General features: G+C 62.5%; 21 protein-coding genes. 9 read left to right on the top strand and 12 right to left on the bottom strand.

Annotation, left to right across the window (positions count from 1 at the left end; genetic code table 11):
* Positions 1 to 124 precede the first annotated feature (124 nt).
* On the bottom strand, positions 125 to 598 hold the full coding sequence (locus HMPREF2537_RS05125) for a hypothetical protein (protein WP_070526070.1): 474 nt from the start codon (positions 596 to 598) through the stop codon (positions 125 to 127).
* Between the two features lie 203 nt (positions 599 to 801).
* Here HMPREF2537_RS05125 and hemL point away from each other — a divergent pair, with 203 nt between their 5' ends.
* The 7 genes from hemL (at position 802) to HMPREF2537_RS05090 (ending at position 7,259) form a co-directional block, all read left to right on the top strand.
* The gene (gene hemL / locus HMPREF2537_RS05120; protein WP_070526068.1) at positions 802 to 2,136 is read left to right on the top strand and encodes a glutamate-1-semialdehyde 2,1-aminomutase; all 1,335 of its coding nucleotides are present in this window, start codon (positions 802 to 804) and stop codon (positions 2,134 to 2,136) included.
* A 31-nt stretch (positions 2,137 to 2,167) separates the two neighbouring features.
* A complete protein-coding gene (locus tag HMPREF2537_RS05115; protein WP_070526066.1) occupies positions 2,168 to 2,776 on the top strand; it encodes a histidine phosphatase family protein in 609 nt (202 codons plus the stop codon).
* Positions 2,776 to 3,381: a TlpA disulfide reductase family protein gene (locus tag HMPREF2537_RS05110; protein ID WP_070526063.1), complete on the top strand. Its 606-nt coding sequence runs from the start codon at positions 2,776 to 2,778 to the stop codon at positions 3,379 to 3,381. Before HMPREF2537_RS05115 ends, HMPREF2537_RS05110 begins: the two co-directional genes overlap by 1 nt.
* Complete coding sequence (locus HMPREF2537_RS05105) at positions 3,378 to 4,184, top strand: cytochrome c biogenesis CcdA family protein (RefSeq protein ID WP_070526061.1); 807 nt, start codon at positions 3,378 to 3,380, stop codon at positions 4,182 to 4,184. Before HMPREF2537_RS05110 ends, HMPREF2537_RS05105 begins: the two co-directional genes overlap by 4 nt.
* Before the next feature lie 12 nt (positions 4,185 to 4,196).
* Positions 4,197 to 5,828, top strand: coding sequence for a cytochrome c biogenesis protein ResB (locus HMPREF2537_RS05100; protein ID WP_070526059.1), 1,632 nt, complete (start codon positions 4,197 to 4,199; stop codon positions 5,826 to 5,828).
* Positions 5,829 to 5,969: 141 nt separating this feature from the next.
* A complete protein-coding gene (ccsB, locus tag HMPREF2537_RS05095; protein ID WP_070526057.1) occupies positions 5,970 to 7,001 on the top strand; it encodes a c-type cytochrome biogenesis protein CcsB in 1,032 nt (343 codons plus the stop codon).
* Positions 7,002 to 7,259 (top strand): helix-turn-helix domain-containing protein, encoded by a 258-nt coding sequence (locus HMPREF2537_RS05090; protein ID WP_070447960.1) that lies wholly within the window; start codon positions 7,002 to 7,004, stop codon positions 7,257 to 7,259.
* On the opposite strand, the gene HMPREF2537_RS05085 is transcribed toward HMPREF2537_RS05090, so the two are convergent.
* The gene (locus tag HMPREF2537_RS05085) at positions 7,256 to 7,573 is read right to left on the bottom strand and encodes a hypothetical protein (RefSeq protein ID WP_070526055.1); all 318 of its coding nucleotides are present in this window, start codon (positions 7,571 to 7,573) and stop codon (positions 7,256 to 7,258) included. The two genes, HMPREF2537_RS05090 and HMPREF2537_RS05085, sit on opposite strands and share 4 nt — an antisense overlap.
* Before the next feature lie 43 nt (positions 7,574 to 7,616).
* Between HMPREF2537_RS05085 and HMPREF2537_RS05080 the strand changes: the two genes are divergently transcribed.
* Positions 7,617 to 7,958, top strand: a complete 342-nt coding sequence (locus tag HMPREF2537_RS05080) for a DUF4229 domain-containing protein (RefSeq protein WP_046647785.1) — start codon at positions 7,617 to 7,619, stop codon at positions 7,956 to 7,958.
* An 8-nt stretch (positions 7,959 to 7,966) separates the two neighbouring features.
* Here the strand turns inward: HMPREF2537_RS05080 and HMPREF2537_RS05075 are convergent, their stop codons facing one another.
* Genes HMPREF2537_RS05075 through HMPREF2537_RS05055 form a run of 5 tightly spaced genes read right to left on the bottom strand, consistent with a single transcriptional unit; the run spans position 7,967 to position 12,195 of the window.
* Positions 7,967 to 8,851: a 1,4-dihydroxy-2-naphthoate polyprenyltransferase gene (locus tag HMPREF2537_RS05075; RefSeq protein WP_046647783.1), complete on the bottom strand. Its 885-nt coding sequence runs from the start codon at positions 8,849 to 8,851 to the stop codon at positions 7,967 to 7,969.
* 5 nt (positions 8,852 to 8,856) lie between these two features.
* The gene (locus HMPREF2537_RS05070; protein ID WP_010189755.1) at positions 8,857 to 9,711 is read right to left on the bottom strand and encodes a metal ABC transporter permease; all 855 of its coding nucleotides are present in this window, start codon (positions 9,709 to 9,711) and stop codon (positions 8,857 to 8,859) included.
* Positions 9,708 to 10,562 (bottom strand): metal ABC transporter permease, encoded by an 855-nt coding sequence (locus HMPREF2537_RS05065; RefSeq protein ID WP_070526052.1) that lies wholly within the window; start codon positions 10,560 to 10,562, stop codon positions 9,708 to 9,710. Before HMPREF2537_RS05065 ends, HMPREF2537_RS05070 begins: the two co-directional genes overlap by 4 nt.
* Entirely contained in the window at positions 10,559 to 11,269 is a 711-nt protein-coding gene (locus HMPREF2537_RS05060) for a metal ABC transporter ATP-binding protein (RefSeq protein ID WP_046647782.1), read from the bottom strand. Before HMPREF2537_RS05060 ends, HMPREF2537_RS05065 begins: the two co-directional genes overlap by 4 nt.
* Positions 11,269 to 12,195 carry a metal ABC transporter substrate-binding protein gene (locus tag HMPREF2537_RS05055; protein ID WP_070526050.1) on the bottom strand — a complete coding sequence of 309 codons (927 nt, stop codon included), beginning with the start codon at positions 12,193 to 12,195 and terminating at the stop codon, positions 11,269 to 11,271. The genes HMPREF2537_RS05060 and HMPREF2537_RS05055 overlap by 1 nt, the downstream gene beginning before the upstream one ends.
* A 107-nt stretch (positions 12,196 to 12,302) precedes the next feature.
* Between HMPREF2537_RS05055 and HMPREF2537_RS05050 the strand changes: the two genes are divergently transcribed.
* Entirely contained in the window at positions 12,303 to 12,992 is a 690-nt protein-coding gene (locus HMPREF2537_RS05050) for a metal-dependent transcriptional regulator (protein ID WP_046647781.1), read from the top strand.
* Here the strand turns inward: HMPREF2537_RS05050 and menE are convergent.
* The 5 genes from menE to HMPREF2537_RS05030 all read right to left on the bottom strand — a co-directional run bounded on the left by menE (position 12,989) and on the right by HMPREF2537_RS05030 (position 16,900).
* Positions 12,989 to 14,137 carry an o-succinylbenzoate--CoA ligase gene (menE, locus tag HMPREF2537_RS05045; protein ID WP_070526047.1) on the bottom strand — a complete coding sequence of 383 codons (1,149 nt, stop codon included), beginning with the start codon at positions 14,135 to 14,137 and terminating at the stop codon, positions 12,989 to 12,991. The two genes, HMPREF2537_RS05050 and menE, sit on opposite strands and share 4 nt — an antisense overlap.
* Positions 14,138 to 14,148: 11 nt before the next feature.
* Complete coding sequence (locus tag HMPREF2537_RS12795; protein ID WP_168162401.1) at positions 14,149 to 14,310, bottom strand: hypothetical protein; 162 nt, start codon at positions 14,308 to 14,310, stop codon at positions 14,149 to 14,151.
* Between the two features lie 18 nt (positions 14,311 to 14,328).
* Positions 14,329 to 15,309 carry a 1,4-dihydroxy-2-naphthoyl-CoA synthase gene (locus HMPREF2537_RS05040; protein ID WP_070526045.1) on the bottom strand — a complete coding sequence of 327 codons (981 nt, stop codon included), beginning with the start codon at positions 15,307 to 15,309 and terminating at the stop codon, positions 14,329 to 14,331.
* Between the two features lie 365 nt (positions 15,310 to 15,674).
* On the bottom strand, positions 15,675 to 16,136 hold the full coding sequence (locus HMPREF2537_RS05035) for a DIP1984 family protein (RefSeq protein WP_049154842.1): 462 nt from the start codon (positions 16,134 to 16,136) through the stop codon (positions 15,675 to 15,677).
* Between the two features lie 161 nt (positions 16,137 to 16,297).
* Entirely contained in the window at positions 16,298 to 16,900 is a 603-nt protein-coding gene (locus tag HMPREF2537_RS05030; protein WP_070526043.1) for a hypothetical protein, read from the bottom strand.
* Between the last annotated feature and the right edge of the window lie 55 nt (positions 16,901 to 16,955).

Here is a 16,955-nt window from a genome sequence, read left to right as displayed (position 1 = left end):
AGATCAGGGTCTACCCTTAGTTGGTGTGAGGCCATGAGGACTGGTGACGTTTCGATCAAATAAGGGCTCCAAAACGGGCGGTTTCCTGCCACTATTTGATCGAAACGTACGTGGCATCCGCCTTTTAGAGGGGCACATCGATGCGGATATCCTCCGCGCGCGGCAGCGGGGGAAGCGTAGGTATGTGGTTGAGGCCGTCCTGGACTTCCGGTGGGAGGGGGATCTGCGGAGGCTGGGGCAGTTCCAGCTTGGGTTTGGGTCGCTGCGGCGGGGCTGGGCGTGGCGCAGGAGCGGGCGCGGGCGCTGGCGCGCGGACGGTGACGGTTTCTACTTCGACGCGCGGCGTGGGTGTTTCGGCTACTGCGGGTGCGGGAGCTGGTGCTTCGGCTTCAGGTTCCGGTTCGGCTGGGGCGGGAGCAATAGAGGTGGTGCCGCCAAGGCGGTTGACCGGCTGGGGCACCGCATCAGGCTCCCAGGAAGGCAGCTGGGTCGAGGTGGTGGGACTGGGGTCGGTTTGCGGAGCGGGCTCCGCCTGCGTGGCAGCGCAGGCGGAAAGCGGAAGGCAAGCAAGAATGACAAGAATACGGCGCGATGCCATGGGAATCCCCCTTAAGTAGTGCCTCTCCACAGCGCACCCCAGCGCTTAATGAAGGAAAGGCAGAATCAACAGTGTGCTGCCAGCATAGCGTTCCCGTGGCGGGTGCGCAGCGCGAGCGCACTGAGGGTGCTCGCGAGGCGGTGGAGAGGCGGCTGCAGGACACGAGGGGAGTCCAACTTTTGTATAGGGCTAAAACCGATACAATGTGGGCTATGCCTAACTCCAGCCAGCTAAACCAGCAGAATACGTCCCAGTCCGCCGAGTGGTTCGAGCGCGCCACCAAGGTCACCCCGGGTGGCGTGAATTCCCCGGTTCGCGCCTTCGGTTCCGTGGGCGGCCAAGCCCGCGTTATCGCGCGCGGTGAGGGCTCCCGCCTCTGGGATATCGACGGCAATGAGTACGTTGACCTGGTCAGCTCCTATGGCCCGATGATCCACGGCAATGCCCACCCGGCCATCGTGGAGGCAGTGCAGAAGGCGGCTGCCGACGGCCTCTCCTTCGGCGCCCCCACCGAGGGCGAGACGCTGCTGGCGGAGCACATCGTCAAGCGCACCGCCGTGGAGCAGGTGCGCCTGGTCAACTCCGGTACCGAGGCCACCATGTCCGCCGTGCGGCTGGCCCGTGGTTTCACCGGCCGCGCCAAGGTCCTGAAGTTTGAGGGCTGCTACCACGGCCACGTGGACGCGCTGTTGGCGTCGGCTGGCTCCGGCGTGGCCACCTTCGCGCTCCCGGATTCCCCGGGCGTGACCGGCGCCTCGGCCGCGGATACCATCGTTGTTCCTTATAACGATCTCGACGCCGTCCGCGAGGCCTTTGCCGCGCACCCGGGAGAGATCGCCTGCATCATCGCCGAAGCCGCGGCGGGCAACATGGGCACCGTGGCCCCAGAGGAGGGCTTCAACGCGGCACTCAAGGAGATCGCGCATGCCGACGGCGCCCTGCTCATCCTCGACGAGGTCATGACCGGTTTCCGCACCTCCTACAAGGGCTGGTTCGGCGTCGATGGGGTAGCGGGTGACCTGGTGACCTTCGGCAAGGTGGTCTCCGGTGGCCTGCCCGCAGCTGCCTTCGGTGGCCGCGCCGACGTCATGGCATCGCTGGCCCCGGCTGGCCCCGTCTACCAGGCGGGCACGCTGTCCGGTAACCCGGTGGCGATGGCCTCCGGTCTGGCTTCGCTGGAACTGGCCAACGAAGAGCTGTACCCGCGCCTGCACTCCAATGCGGATCGCCTGACCGGCCTTATCACCGAGGCACTGAGCGCCGCCGGCGTGGAACACCACATCCAGCGCGCGGAGACGATGTTCTCCATCCGCTTTGCTGAGGGGCAGGGCCGCAACTTCGCCGATATGCAGACCGCCGATACCTGGCGCTTCGCCCCCTTCTTCCACGCACTGCTGGAGGGCGGCGTCTACGTCCCGCCGTCAGCCTTCGAGACCTGGTTTGTGTCTGATGCGCTCACGGACAATGATTTTGAGGTAATCGAGGCAGCTCTCAAGCCTGCCGCCCAGGCCGCCGCCAGCGCGCAGCGCCCGCAGTAAACCAACCATTTGAGGGGATAGACACAGGTATATGTCCACCACCATCGTCCACTTCGTCCGCCACGGCGAGGTTTATAACCCGGATAAGATCCTTTACGGGCGCATCCCGGGCTATCACTTGTCCTCACGTGGGCACTCGATGGCTGCGCGCACGGCGAAAGCCTTCGAAGGCCATGACGTGACCTACCTGGCGGCCTCGCCGCTGCAGCGCGCGCAGGAGACCGCGATGCCGATTGCACAGGTGACGGGCTTGGAGGTGGACGTCGACAAGGGCGTCATCGAGTCCGGCAACCGCTTCGAGGGCCTGCGCACCAAGGGCTGGAACTCGCAGCTGTGGAACCCGCAGCGCTGGCCGCTCATGGTCAACCCGCTTGAGCCCTCGTGGGGCGAGCCTTTCGAGGAGATCGCCGCGCGCATGATGGATGCCGCCGAGCGCGCTCGTGCCAAGGCAGAAGGCCATGAGGCCATCGTGGTTTCCCACCAGCTGCCCATTGTCATGGTGCAGCGCACTGTGCTGGGCAAGCGCCTGGCCCACGCGCCGTGGGACCGCACGTGTGCGCTGGCCTCGGTGACCTCGTTGGTCTACCGCGACCGCGAGATCATCGATATCTTCTACTCCGAACCTGCACAGGACATCTAATGGGACGCAGAACTATTCTCGCTGCGGTGGCCAGCGCTGTCGCTGTGTTGGCATTGGCTGGCTGTACACAGAGCGAGGAGAATGCACAGAACGCCGTTGCTTCCGGTGGCACCTTCGAGTTCATTTCACCTGGCGGGCAGACCACCATCCGTTATAGGGAGGAAGACCGCAAGCCGCTCAAGGATTTCTCCGGCGAGGACCTGCGGGATGAGTCCACGACGATCAAGCTCTCGGATTTTCAGGACCAGATCGTCGTCCTCAACTCCTGGGGTCAATGGTGCGCGCCGTGCCGCTCCGAATCAGATGACCTCCAGGCCATCCACTCGGAGCTGCAAAAGCGCAAGGTCGGCACCGTGCTAGGCATCAACGTCAAGGACTTCAACCCGGAGATCTCCCGGGACTTTATGGCCGATAACGGCCTGGAGTACCCCTCCATCTACGACCCGCCGTTTAAGACGGCCGCAGCGCTCGGCGGCGTGCCCACCTCCGTGGTGCCCACCACCATCGTGTTGGACAAGCAGCACCGCCCGGCCGCGGTCTTCCTCACGGAGATCACGGAGCAGGACGTCCTCGACGTCGTGGACGAGCTGGAGAAAGAACAGTGATCCTAGCCGCTGACGGCGTGGGACAAAGCTTTGCTGATGCCGCAGTGTCCGGCCCGCTCCTTATCGGAGTGCTCGCCGCCGCTGTGGCCGGGTTGGTCTCCTTCGCCTCGCCATGTGTGGTTCCACTGGTTCCGGGTTATATCTCCTACCTCGCCTCCGTGGTGGGCGGAGAGGTGAGTTATGACGAGGAGCTGGGGGTGGGCGTCGGCAAGCGCCGGCGTTGGGCCGTGGTCGGTGCCGCAGCACTCTTCGTGCTGGGCTTTACCATCGTGTTTGTCCTCGCTACGGTGTCGGTTTTCGGTGCCATTTCGGCGCTGACCCTCAACGCGGACACCCTCATGCGCGCCGGTGGCATCATCACCATCCTCATGGGCGTGGTGTTCATGGGCGTGGTGCCGGTGTTGCAGAAGGACACGCGCATGGCGCCGAAGCGCTGGACCACGTGGCTGGGTGCGCCCCTGCTCGGCGGGGTTTTCGCCCTGGGCTGGACCCCGTGCCTGGGCCCCACGCTGGCCGCCATCCTGTCCGTTTCTGTCGGCACCGAAGGGACCACCGCGCTGCGCGGCACGATCCTGATCATCGGCTACTGCCTGGGCCTCGGCCTGCCCTTCCTGCTCGTGGCACTGGGCTCCGCCAAAGCGATGCGCACCGTGACCTGGATGCGCAAACACTCCCGCGCCATCCAGATTGTTGGCGGCATCGCCATGATCCTCGTCGGTCTGGCGCTGCTGACCGGGCTCTGGGGAGATTTCATCAACGCCATCCGCCAGTGGACCGTGTCCTATGGCGCGACGCTGATTTAAAGGAGAATTTTCGTGAGATATATCCGCAAGGCCTGGCATTGGCTGACCAGCATGCGCACCGCGCTGGCGCTGCTCTTCCTGCTAGCCATTGCTGCCATTCCGGGCTCGCTCCTGCCGCAGCGCTCGCTCAATGAGTCCAATGTCAATGACTTCATTGAGACCAACGGTAAAGTCGCGGAGATCTACGATAAGCTGCAGCTTTTCGACGTCTTCTCCTCCGTCTGGTTCCAGGCCATCTATGTGCTGCTCATGATTTCTTTGGTGGGCTGCATCATCCCGCGATCGTGGGATCACTACAAGGCCTACCGCACACCGCCGACGCGCGCGCCGAAGTTCCTTGAGAAGATGCCGCTGAACGCCACGGGGCATTCGGAGAAATCCCCGGAGGAGATCGCGGCTGCCACGAAGGCCATGCTGAAGAAGTGGCGCGTCAATGAGGTTTCCCCGGAGAAGGACCGCGCGGGCGCGCAGTCTTTCTCCGCCGAGCGCGGCTATGCCCGCGAGCTGTGCAACCTCATCTTCCACATCGCGCTCGTGGCCATCCTGCTCACTATGGCAGCCGGGCGCTTGGTGCACTACGAGGGCCAGGTCATCGTGGTGACGGAGAAGAACTCCCAGGGCCAGACCCAGGAGCAGCCGCAGTCCACGGAGTTCTGCAATACCTCAACCTCCGTCTATGACTCTTTCCGCGCGGGCCCGCTTTTCGACGGCACCGGCCTGCACCCCTTCTGCTTCCTGGCTCACGACTTCACCGCGGACTACCTGCCCAATGGCCAGGCGGAGATGTTCACCTCGAACGTGTCCTATGCCGCAGGCGACGATATCTTTTCGGATCCGGAGACCTGGGAGGACTACCAGCTGCAGGTCAACCACCCGCTGCGCATTGACAACAACCGGGTCTACCTGCAGGGACACGGCTTTGCGCCGACCATGACGGTGGAGTGGCCCAACGGCGAAAAGCGCACGCAGACCATCCAGTTCCAGCCCAACGACACCACGTTCTTCCTCTCTTCGGGTGTTATGCGCTTCGACCCGCCGGCGGGCATGTACCCGGACCTGTTTGAGCGCCGCCAGAACCAGATCGCTATCCAGGGCCTGTTCGCCCCGACCGCCGAGTGGTCCGGTGAGAACGGCAAGCTCTTGCAATCCTCCTATCCGGCGATGCTGGCCCCAGCCGTGGCCATCGATATCTACCGTGGTGATGCCGGTCTGGACACGGGTACCCCGCAGTCCTTCTTCTCCCTCGATTCCAACCTGGTCCACACGGGGCAGTTGCAGAAGATCGACCGCGTGAACCTGAACCAGGGCGAATCGGTCACGCTGGACGACGGCACGAAGATCACCTTCGACGGTGCCTCCGAGTTTGCGAACTACCAGGTTTCCTATGACCCCTTCCAGAGTTGGGTCTTGGTGTCCTCGCTGGTCATGCTGGTCTCGCTTGTTGGCTCGCTGGTGATTAAGCGCCGCCGCGTGTGGGTACGCATCCGGCCGGGCGCCAACGGCGGCACCGACATCGAGATGGGTGGGCTTGCCCGTACCGACCGCGCCGGCTGGTCCGAGGAGTTCCACAAGCTGCACCGCGAGCTCTTGGAGTTGCCGGATCCTGATGAGGTGGAGGAAGACGAACTCTACTCCGCCGACTAAAGGCGCGGAATACATCCTTCAAAAGTTGGATACTGCAACGGTTGAGGGGTAGCCTTATGAGCACCATAAATCTCTCCGCTCATGCAGCCTCGTGCGCGAAGCACGGTGTAGGCACGATTGTGAAGGCAAGGTTTCCCACTCATGCAGGTTGATCAAAATCTGTCCAACTTTTCAGACATCGCGGTGCAAACCGCGTTCGTCATTTATGCTCTCGCCTTGGTGCTGTCCCTGGTCTACTACGGCCGGATGCACAGCATCATCGAGGCCATGCGCGCCCGCACGACTGCCGCGGCGCAGCAGCGCGAGCTCGCCACCGTGGGGGCTTCGGCAGATGGCGCCGTGCTTGGCGACGTCCCCCCGGCAACCAGCGCTGGCCCCGATGCTGACCTAGATGCGGATCTGGCGAAGAAGCGGGAGAACGCCGACAAGCTCGGTGGCATGACGCAGATGCTGCTGTGGCTGGGCATCGCCTTGCACTTGGCGGCCATCGTGCTGCGTGGTTTGGCTACCGGCCGCTTCCCGTTTGGCAACCTCTACGAGTACGTGCTCATGGTGACCGCCGGTGCCATGGTGGTGGCGACCATCGCCATGCAGCGCAAGGAGTGGCGCACCCTGTGGCCGTGGCTGCTCACGCCGATCCTGGCGCTGATGTTCTACGGCTCCACCAAGCTCTATGCGGAATCCGCTCCGGTGGTTCCGGCACTCCAGTCTCACTGGCTGCCCATTCACGTCACTGTGGTCTCGTTGGGTGCGTCCATCGGCGTGGTTTCCGGTATTGCTTCTCTGCTCAGCGTGCTGCGTGAATTCCAGCCGAAGGGCAATGAGTCTGGTTTCTTCGGTGCGCTTGCCCGCCCGCTTCCTTCGGCTAAGAAGCTGGACCGCTTGGCTTATCGCTTGGGCGTGGTGGCGCTGCCGACCCTGGGCCTGGGTATTGTGTTGGGCGCTATTTGGGCCGAGTCCGCATGGGGACGCTACTGGGGCTGGGACCCGAAGGAGACCGTATCCTTTGCCACCTGGATCCTCTACGCCGCCTACCTGCACGCCCGCGCGACGCCGGCCTTCCGCAAGGCCGCGCCGTATATCAACATCGCGGCGATGCTGCTCATGATCTTCAACCTGTTCTTCATCAACATGGTTGTCTCTGGCCTGCACTCCTATGCGGGGCTGAACTAAATGGCGGAGACCCCTAAGCCGCGGCACAAGCAGGGCAAGCCGGCGGGCGATAACCCGCAGCTCATCGCTCTCGGTGAGGGCTTTGCGCAGCGCCGCCGAGAACTCGGTATCTTGCAGCAGGCGCTGGCTGAGAAGGCCGGGATTTCGCGCTCCACGCTGCACACTATTGAGCACGGCGGCTCTGGCGTGCGCTGGGAAAAGGTGATTGCGGTGGCTGAGGCCCTCGGCCTTGAGATGACCTTCGAGCCGAAGGCTTAGGCTTCGTCGGCTTCTTCGCCTTTACCGTCTTTGTCCTCGGGGGCCTTGGGTTTCTGGGAACCTTGTGAACCCTGTGAGCGACGGCGGCGCTCTTCTTCTTGGCGCTCTGCCTCCCGCTCCCTGGCGCGGCGCTCTTTGAAGCGCTGCTTCTCTAGGTTCCACAGGAACTCTTCGTCATCGTCTGGGCCCTTGATTGCGGGGCGCTGCGGCTGCTGTGTCTGCTGCACCTTCTTATTCCAACTCGACGGACCAAAGGCCTTCCATACGAGGACCGCCGCGAGGACAAACAAGAGTAGTAGTATCAATCGACCCATGCGTTGTATTCTACGGAATGCCCGCAAAGCAAAAGTGAGAATTATGAGTCAGACAGAAAACACCACCAACGCCTCCCAGAACTCCGAACCGCCCCAGCCGGACCCGGCGCTCAAGCGCCGCTCCCGCGTCGCTTTGTGGAAGTACGGGGCTGCCCGCGTGGTGCTGTTCATTGTGCTCACCGCGGTGATTCAGCTGCTGGCCATGGCGGTTCTCGGGACCTTTCCGCTGCTGGTCTCCGCCCTGTTGGCGTTGTTTGTGGCGCTGCCGCTGTCCATGCTGATCTTCTCCACGTGGCGCATGGAAGCCACTCAGACGCTGGCGGAGTACTCCGCGCAGCGCAAGGCCCACAAGAAGTGGGTCCAAGAGGAGCTGGCTGGCCGCTAAATCGGTGGTTAAACCAGAGCCAGCGCTACAGCGTTGATAACCGCCCACACCAGCATCGCGCGGCCGGCCATGCCAAGTACTGGGATGAGTTTCGGGCCGCGTGCGCCGCGGTTGACGGTGCGGATAGCACCCAGCGCGAGGGGGAAGTAGAGCAGCGAAGCGAGCGCGGCCCAGGAATCGAAGGCTAGGCCGATGGTGAGTAGTACCGGCAGCAGCAAGAGTGTCATGAATAGCGTGCGGGACTTTTTATCACCCAGGCGCACCGCCAAAGTGATCTTGCCGGTGGCCTTATCGGAGGGGATGTCCCGGATGTTATTGGCCAGGTTTACCGCCGCACTCATACCGCCGATACCCACGGCTAAGGCAAGGCCTGTCCACGTGATGCGGCCGGCCTGTGTGTACTCGGTACCTAGGACCGCGACGAGTCCGAAGAACACGAAAACGGCGATTTCCCCGAACCCGCGGTAGCCGTAGGGGTTCTTGCCACCGGTGTAGAACCAGGCACCGGCGATACACACGGCGCCGACGAGGATGAACGAGGCGGCGTTGGCAGCTAGGGAGAGTGAGATGCCCGCGATAGCCGCCACGCCGAAGGAGGCGAAGGCGGCGAACTTGACGTGTTGCGGTTTGGCCAGCCCGCCGCCGGTAAGCCGCTGGGGGCCGGTGCGGTCATCATCGGTGCCGCGGATGCCATCGGAGTAGTCGTTGGCGTAGTTCACGCCGATGATAAGAGCCCAGGCCACGATGAGTGCCAGCAATGCGCGTCCCCAGTGCAGACCGTGGGCCGCGGCGGCGGCACCGGTACCAGCGATAACAGGAGCAAAAGCATTGGCCCAGGTGTGCGGGCGAGCACCCTGGAGCCAATCGGCAGGAGTGGCGGAATAGGCAGACATGCTCACTATTGTGCCACTGGTGTGGTGTGCTGCGGCAATGAGCTGGTGCGTTGGCGAAAGCGGTAGATGATGAGCACTGCAACGAAAATAACGGCATTGGTGACTGTCATTGCGGCAGAGGTAGCCGCGTCAAGGACATAGGCAACCCAAAATCCCACGACCGCGCTGATAGCGGCAACGCCACAGGCGGTCAACACCAGCGTGGGCACGCGCTGAGTAAGCAGCCGCGCGGTCATCGTCGGGAATACCATGAGAGCGATGACCAGCATGGCACCGGCAGCGTGAAAGGCGGCGGTGGCGGTGCAGGCAACCACGGTCATAAATATGATGTGAAGAACGCGCGTGGGCACCCCGCGTGCGGCACAAAAATCGGCGTCAAAAGTCGTGGCGGATAAACGCGGCAGTGTAAGGGCGAGGAAGAGAGCATTGATACCCAGCACTGCGGCCATGATGTAGCAATAGTTGGGATTGGAGAAGGCCGCGAGGTTGAGATCACCGACGAGAACGGCGTGGACATCAAGGTGCACGTGGCTCATGTGCGTAGAAATCAGGATGACTCCGGCGGCAAACAGGGCGGGAAAGACCAATCCGAGGGCGGAATCAGCAGTCACCAGCGGGCTGCGCTGTAGTGCGTCAGTTCCCAACGCCACCACCAAGGCGCCAGCGGCCGCGGTAACGAGCAAGATGGGTGAATCTAGATCTGCGGTAAAGAGGTAGCCGACGGCAATTCCGGGAAGGACGGCATGGCCGATGCCGTCGATCAGCATGGCCTGGCCTTTGAGGACAACAAAGGTGCCGGGGATAGCACAGGCCAAGGCGGTCAGGACGGCAAGGAGACAAGCGGTGGCGGCGAGGGTCATGAGGCGAGCTTTCTGCTGAGGAGGCTGATGGTGACGAGCGCCGCCTGAACCAAGACGATGACCGGACCGGTGGGCAGCGGGCCGTGTGCAATGGAGACATAGCAGCCGAGAGCAGCGGTGGCCGCGCCGAAGAACCCGGAGAGCGCGATGAAAGGTAGCAAGCGCGTGGTCCAGGGGCGGGCAGCGGCGGCAGGGCTGATGACCACGGCGACCATGAGCACTACGCCGACGACTTTGACGCCGAGCACCGTGATGGCGGTGAGGGCGAAGAAACTAGCCGCGTTGAGGAACGAGGTGCGGATGCCGGCTACCTGGGCAAAACTTGAATCAAAAGTGACTGCGGCCTGCCGGGTGTGAATGAGGAAAAGAAAAAGCAGCACGCAGCCACCGATGATGAGTGTGGACCGTACATCCGCGCGAGTGAGCGTGGAGGCATTTCCCAGCAAATAATCCTGGATTCCGGCCTTGCCAGGCAATGGTCGGCGGGAAATATACTGCATGAGCAGCATGCCCACCGAGAAAAATGTGGTTAGCGTGGCCGCCATCGCAGTGGTTTGCCCCAGGGGAGTTAACCGCGGGATGAGGTGAATGCACCCCACCGCGAGGGTTCCGGTGAGCAGGGCGCCGCAAGAAAGAAGCCAGACATTTCGCCCGTCCCAGCCAATGGCGGTGGCCACGAGGAAGGCGGTGAGCAGTCCAGGCAGGGAAGAATGCGAGATGGCATCGGCCAGCAGGCTGGTGCGGCGAACATATACCAGTGGGCCTAGCGCGCCAGCGCAGCCACCGATGAGCACGGTGCCCAGGAGTGCCTGGGTATAGGTGTAGTTCTGAAGAAGCTCGAGTGGGTTCATGATGGCAGGGAAAACATGTCGGCAATGGCGGACTCGGTAAGTACCTGCTCGGTGGGGCCAGCAGCAATGAGCCGGCCGTGGCCGACCATGAGGACCTCATCGCAAAAGTCGGCGACCTCCGCCAGGTTGTGATGCACCAGCAGGATGGTCACGCCGTTCTCGCGCAGTTCCTTGAGTACATCCATGATGGCGCGCTGACTCGCGGCATCGACACCAGCGAAGGGCTCGTCGAGGATGATGAATTCCGGCTCGCTAACGAGCGTGCGCGCCAACAACACGCGCTGGCGCTGACCACCAGACAGGGCGGAAATCGGCAGCTGCGCGTGTGCCTGCATTCCGGTGCGCGCAAGTGCTGCGTGGGCGGCGTCTTTGTCAGCGCGGCTGGGCCACTGCCACCAGCGCAGCCCGGCGGTGCGGCCCATCAGGGCGATGTCGAAGGCGGTGGCAGGGTAATTCCAGTCGATATCCGCATGTTGTGGCATATATCCGAGCCGCTGCCGAAAATGTGCCAGATCGACGCCATCGAAGGTCATCGACCCGCAGGCTAGAGGCGGAAGGAGCCCTACCAGCGTGCGGACCAGAGTAGACTTTCCCGACCCGTTCGCACCCACCAGCCCGGTGATAGTCGCGGGGGTGAGGGTGAAGGAGGCGTCGTGAAGCACCGGCGTGCGGGGATAGCCGGCGGTGAGGTTTCCTACGCTGAGCATTAGCTTAGTGCTTTCGCCACGGCGCTAGCGTTATGTTCGAAGGCTCCGAGGTAGGTATCGGTTGGGGCTTCCGGGCCGAGGGTATCGGCAAAGAGCTCTTCATCCGAGATGGTGACGGTCCAGTTGCGGGTTTCTACGGCTTCCTTGAGAGAAGTGATGGCCTGTGGGTTCGCCTGGTTATCTTGGAAGATAACGGGGACCTTCTTCTCCGCGATCGTATCCGCGAGCTCGGAGATCTCAGTGGCGGACTTGGTGGCTTCGGTGGTCACGAAGTCGGTGGCTTGGACTTCAAAGTCGAAGGTCTTGCCGAAGTAGTTGAAGGCGTCATGGCCGGTGATAAGAACGCGCGGGGAGGCGCTTTCGAGTTCCTTAGCGGCCTTGTCGTGCGCGGCTGCAATCTTGTCTTCATAAGCATCGGCGGCCGCGGCGTACTCTTCGGCATTGTCAGAGTCGATTTCGCCGAGTTTGGTGCCGATGTGATCGACGACCTGGCTCCACAGCTCGGGGCTATTCCAGATGTGCGGGTCGTAGAGTTTTTCGCCCTTGTCACCTTGCTCGGGCCACGGCAGGAGGTCAGCAGTATCGAGCTGTTCGCCGACAGCTAGCTGCTTTTCACCGAGGGAGGAGAGCTGGTCCACCATTTGCGCCTCGAGGTGAAGGCCGTTCCAGAGGACGAGGTCGGCGTCCTGCATCTTTTCAATATCGCGCGTGGTGGGCTGGTAGGTGTGTGGATCGCCGCCGGGGCCGACCATGGTGGTGATGTCGGCGTCCGGGGCGATGTTGGCGGCCGCATCAGCCAAGTAACCGGTCGTGGCGAAGATCGTCAGATTGTCGTCCTGGGCTTCGGCGGAGTCGCTGCTGGTGCAGGCAGTCAGCGCGGTGGCAGCCACGAGGGAAGCGAGGGGAAGCGCAATAAGTTTCTTCACGGGAAACCCCTCTTATTAAAAGTGAATGTCGATGTTCAATAGATTGAACTTGAAAGAGCATAAGTCCTGAAACCTTTGGAAGCAATAGGCTGAACTACGATGGGGGTATGCACATCAGTGAGCTGCCCGAACGCACCCAGGATTACCTCAAGATCCTCTGGACCTATGAGGAGAAAGAGGGCGCTAATACCGCGATGCCGCTGGGGGACCTAGCTAAAGCGGCGGGGCAGAAGCTGCCCACCACGTCGGAGGCGGTCAAGCGCCTGGCCGCGAAGGGGCTGGTGGAACACGAACGCTACTTCGGTGTTCGGCTTGTTGAGGAAGGCCGGCGGCTGGCTGTGGCAATGGTGCGCCGGCATCGGCTCCTGGAAACCTTCCTCGTGCGCACTCTGGGCTATACCTGGGATGAGGTGCACGATGAGGCAGAAATGCTAGAGCACGCGACGTCCGACAGGCTCGTTGAACGTCTTGATTCTTTCCTGGGCAACCCCGCCCGCGATCCGCATGGTGATCCCATACCTGCCCCGGATGGCACTGCCGAGCCGGTCTCGCGCATTACGCTTATCGACGTCCCCGCGCAGACCCCCGTCACCGTGGAGCAGGTCACTGACGCTGATGGCGAATTTTTGCGCTACCTGGATAAATATGGAGTGCGGCCGGGAGTAGAATTGACCGTCGTTGCCCCTTCGGTTGCGGGTGTGCTCGAGGTTGCCGTCGATGAAGGTTCACACTTCCCCCTCGGGGAATCCGCTGCGCGCGGCATTGCCGTACGCAGCTTTGGCGAAGCGGAGGCTTAGCTGTCCCACATGCGGGCGACGGCGAGGCGGTCAACCTTGCCGGGACCGGTGGTGGGGAGCTGGGCCAGGCGCTTGAAGTCCTTGGGGATTTGCCACCGGGGAAGGCCACTATCGTCGAGAGCCACAAGGATATCGCCGACATCCGCCCATCCGGTATAGGCAGCGACGATCATCTGTCCTAAGCGTGGGTGGGGGATGCCGGCCACGCACACGCTCTCCACTCCCGGCACGCGCAGGATGTGCTGCTCGAGCTGTTCTGGATGGAGCTTGAGCCCGCCGGTGTTCAGGATGTTGTCGAGGCGCCCGGTGACGGTGAGGTGGCCGTCGTGAAGCGCGCCGGTGTCGGAGGTGGCGAACCAGGAAGTGCCGGATTCATCGACCATGAAAGCATCCGAGTCCACGTTGCGGTAGCCCTGCGCAATCATGGGCCCGCCGAGGAAAACGCGGTTCTCCTCGCCGATGCGCACGCGCGCACTATCCAGGGGTTCACCGTTATAGACGCAGCCCCCGGCGGTTTCCGAGGATCCATACGTAGTGACGATGCTGATGCGCAGCTTCTTTGCCGAATTCAGCAACTGCGGGTGGGTGGCAGCGCCCCCGACGAGGATGGCATCAAAGGTGCGCAGGGCCTCGATTCCCTCTAGTGAATCCATGGCCTTGGCCAGCTGCATCGGGGTCAGTCCCGTGTATGAGCGATCCCCGGTGGCGGCCAGCTCGTGCGCGGCGCGGGCGAAATGAGGGACGGAGAACCCTTCTGAGAGATCAAGGCACAGCGGCTCCACTCCCGCGACGAGGGAGCGCACCAATACTTGGATGCCCGCGATATGGGAGGCGGGCATGGCTAGTAGCCACTGACCGGTGCCGCCTAAAGTCCGGTGCGTGGCATCGGCACTAGACACCAAGTTGGCGGCCGTGAGTTGCGCGCCCTTCGGTGTGCCCGTGGACCCAGAGGTGGCCACGACGAGTGCGATGGAGGAGTCAATAGGTTCTCCTGCGCGCATGTGGTTGCGCAGCAGCTGCGCGCGGGTGCGGTCCTCCGCCGGAATGGGCAGGAAGGTGGCTTGTCCTGCGATGGCCGCTTCCAGATCAGGGAGGATGGCGGCAGGGTCACGCGGATCGACGGGCAGAGGAGAGAGGAAAGTCACGGTTAGTTAGGTTACCGCCCGCGGTGTTCGTAAGGGTTGATGAGCTCATCCTCCTGATCGAAGGGGCGCTCACCGTCCCTTTGGGCCTGTTGGATGTGGCGCAGCATCCACACACGGGAACCGATGACGGCAACCAGCGCGATGGCCGCGAGGGCAATGGCAAAGTACAGCACTTCGGCTTCTCCTTGGGACTAGTAGTAGTACGGGAAGTCATCCCAGTTGGGCTCGCGCTTTTCCAGGAAGGACTCCTTGCCCTCGACGGCTTCATCGGTCATATAAGCCAAACGGGTGGCTTCGCCGGCGAAGACCTGCTGGCCCATGAGTCCGTCGTCAGTGAGGTTGAAGGCGAACTTGAGCATGCGCTGGGCGGTGGGGGACTTCATGTTGATCTCGCGCCCCATCTGGATAGCAGCGTCCTCCAGCTCGGCGTGGTCAACTACCTCGTTGACGGCACCCATCTCGTACATGCGCTGCGCGTCGTAGGTGCGTCCCAAGAAGAAGATCTCGCGGGCGTACTTCTGGCCCACCATCTTGGCCAGGTAGGCCGAGCCATAGCCGGCGTCGAAAGAGCCGACGTCGGCGTCGGTCTGCTTGAAGCGGGCCTCCTGGCGGGAGGCAATGGTCATATCGCACACTACGTGCAGGGAGTGTCCGCCGCCGGCGGCCCAGCCGTTGACCACGGCGATGACCACCTTGGGCATAGTGCGGATGAGGCGCTGGACCTCCAGGATGTGCAGGCGACCGCCTTCAACTTTTTCGCGGGCGGTGTCGACAGTGGACTCGTCGGCAGTCGCGTCATCGTGTGCGTGCTCCGTGGCATAGCGGTACCCGGAGCGGCCGCGGATGCGCTGGTCACCGCCGGAGCAAAACGCCCAGCCGCCGTCCTTCTGGGAAGGCCCGTTGCCGGTCAGCAACACCGTGCCAACATCTGGCGTGCGGCGTGCGTGGTCCAGCGCGCGGTAAAGCTCATCCACCGTGTGCGGGCGAAACGCATTGCGCACCTCGGGGCGGTCGAAGGCGATGCGGACGATGCCGTCCTTGCGCTGGGGCTTCGGACCATCACTGATGAGCCGGTGATAGGTGATATCCGTCAGGTCCTCAAAGCCCTCGACGGGGCGCCAGAGCTCCGGCTTGAAAGGATTATCGGTGCTGTAGTTCTTCTGCTCGCTCATGGCACACCAGCTTAATTGGAAAGCGGTGCGCCGGAAGTATAGTCCCCATTCCCAAACCCTCACCCACACTCTCCGCCCAGCGCGGCGGTGATAAACAATAAACAATACTGCGGGGTATGCCCCGTCAATGTGCACGTGTACTCCGTACCAGCGCGGTACACCATACAGTGGGACGGAATCGAACCTCCCTGCCTTCTTGCGCTACGAAGGCGCCTGAGAAGCACTGGACTTTCCCTGCCCAGTAAAGGGTTGCGCTCGCTGCGAAGAGTGTGGGCTACCGTCGTGTGCGGCAAGGCGCACACGACATGACTAAATGTCGAACGACATGACGTGCCGCAAGGATGCGGCACAACTAGCGGCAGTCGCTATTTAGTTATCAGTTCCGTATTCCAGTTCAACTGCTGGATGCGGGTATCCAGTTCGCGGTACTGGCGGGCCAGATCGTCGGCACGCTCGCGCAGCTTCGGCACGGGCACGGTGGCCACGAACTTGATCTCCGAGCGGGAGTAGCGGTCCTGGCGCGCACCCGCGCGCTCGGCCAACCCCTGGTAGATACGGCGCTTGCGCAGCAGGCCATCACGCAGAGCCAGCGCTTCCATCAGCGTGATCTCATCGTCGAATGCGGTGGCCGTGTTCGTAGCGTTGATCGCGATGACGAGCTCATCGATGCGCTTAGTCACGCCCTCGAGCTCACGGAGCAGATCCGTCGGGTTCTCATCCGGTTCATCGCCTTCCTGAATGCGGACCGTCGCCGCGAGTCGGTCACTCAGCGAGTTGAGGCGCTCCTGCGCCTGGGCGCGCTCGGCCAAGGCTTCAGCAAGTAGCATGGTTCCTCCTTTAACCCTTAATGGGATTGATTGTCTGTGCAATTGTACGGCAGGCAGGAGGCTTCGCATTGGCGGCGTGACACTTCTAACAAATAGCGGCCGAAAACTTCGATGATCTGGGGCCTTATTTGATCGTTGTGTACGTCATGTTTGGTTGCTCGCTACGGCTGGCCTTCGGTAGACAGCCGGTTAGTCCACGTCTGGCGATTGGCCTCTTCAAAGCTGGCGTAGACAGAATTGTCGCCGTCGATGCCGCAGTAGAAAGTTCGAGTGTCAGAGCCCATGGCGCAATACAGGTCGTAGGTTTGTTTGGTCGCCGGGCTCATGGCTGTAATGCGGGTGTTGTAGGAGCCATTCACGGTAGAACTGCGCTGCGACCAGGTGAAGGTGTGCTTGATGGCCTCATCAAACATAGCGGCGGCGAACTCACAGGAGGTGTTTTCTCCTGCGTGGATCTTGTCTCCTTGATTGGTATAGCCGCATGCACCGCCGACTTGCCCGACGTTGATGTTGTGGCCGCCCGGGTTGGGGTTGGCGTTGTCGTCCGCGGCGGGAGTGCCGCTCGGGGCATCGTTAAGAGTCGGCGCGGGGCCGCTGTCCTCGGGGGCCTCGGAAGTGGAGGCAGTCACTGGGGCCACAACGGAGGTTAATTGGCTGTCGGCAGAAGCCTCACTAGCAGGTGTAGAGGAGTCAGAAGTATCGCCGCAGGCGTTCAATGCAATTCCGGCGGCAACGAGTAAAGAGAGAGTAGAGAGTTTTCGCATGAGTTGTAGCCTAGCGCCCCGCATGGTGGTTTAAAGGGGCGCTAAGGCCACAGCC

Origin of the sequence: Corynebacterium sp. HMSC074E01 (assembly GCF_001808885.1) — a bacterium.
Classification (GTDB): Bacteria; Actinomycetota; Actinomycetes; order Mycobacteriales; family Mycobacteriaceae; genus Corynebacterium.
This window is presented reverse-complemented; position numbering and strand designations above follow the sequence as displayed.

Coding starts and splice junctions, on each gene's coding strand:
- HMPREF2537_RS05125 (WP_070526070.1), bottom strand. CDS start 598: ATGGCATCGCGCCGTATTCTTGTCATTCTTGCTTGCCTTCCGCTTTCC.
- hemL (WP_070526068.1), top strand. CDS start 802: ATGTGGGCTATGCCTAACTCCAGCCAGCTAAACCAGCAGAATACGTCC.
- HMPREF2537_RS05115 (WP_070526066.1), top strand. CDS start 2,168: ATGTCCACCACCATCGTCCACTTCGTCCGCCACGGCGAGGTTTATAAC.
- HMPREF2537_RS05110 (WP_070526063.1), top strand. CDS start 2,776: ATGGGACGCAGAACTATTCTCGCTGCGGTGGCCAGCGCTGTCGCTGTG.
- ccsB (WP_070526057.1), top strand. CDS start 5,970: ATGCAGGTTGATCAAAATCTGTCCAACTTTTCAGACATCGCGGTGCAA.
- HMPREF2537_RS05090 (WP_070447960.1), top strand. CDS start 7,002: ATGGCGGAGACCCCTAAGCCGCGGCACAAGCAGGGCAAGCCGGCGGGC.
- HMPREF2537_RS05085 (WP_070526055.1), bottom strand. CDS start 7,573: ATGGGTCGATTGATACTACTACTCTTGTTTGTCCTCGCGGCGGTCCTC.
- HMPREF2537_RS05080 (WP_046647785.1), top strand. CDS start 7,617: ATGAGTCAGACAGAAAACACCACCAACGCCTCCCAGAACTCCGAACCG.
- HMPREF2537_RS05075 (WP_046647783.1), bottom strand. CDS start 8,851: ATGTCTGCCTATTCCGCCACTCCTGCCGATTGGCTCCAGGGTGCTCGC.
- HMPREF2537_RS05070 (WP_010189755.1), bottom strand. CDS start 9,711: ATGACCCTCGCCGCCACCGCTTGTCTCCTTGCCGTCCTGACCGCCTTG.
- HMPREF2537_RS05065 (WP_070526052.1), bottom strand. CDS start 10,562: ATGAACCCACTCGAGCTTCTTCAGAACTACACCTATACCCAGGCACTC.
- HMPREF2537_RS05060 (WP_046647782.1), bottom strand. CDS start 11,269: ATGCTCAGCGTAGGAAACCTCACCGCCGGCTATCCCCGCACGCCGGTG.
- HMPREF2537_RS05050 (WP_046647781.1), top strand. CDS start 12,303: ATGCACATCAGTGAGCTGCCCGAACGCACCCAGGATTACCTCAAGATC.
- HMPREF2537_RS05040 (WP_070526045.1), bottom strand. CDS start 15,309: ATGAGCGAGCAGAAGAACTACAGCACCGATAATCCTTTCAAGCCGGAG.
- HMPREF2537_RS05035 (WP_049154842.1), bottom strand. CDS start 16,136: ATGCTACTTGCTGAAGCCTTGGCCGAGCGCGCCCAGGCGCAGGAGCGC.
- HMPREF2537_RS05030 (WP_070526043.1), bottom strand. CDS start 16,900: ATGCGAAAACTCTCTACTCTCTCTTTACTCGTTGCCGCCGGAATTGCA.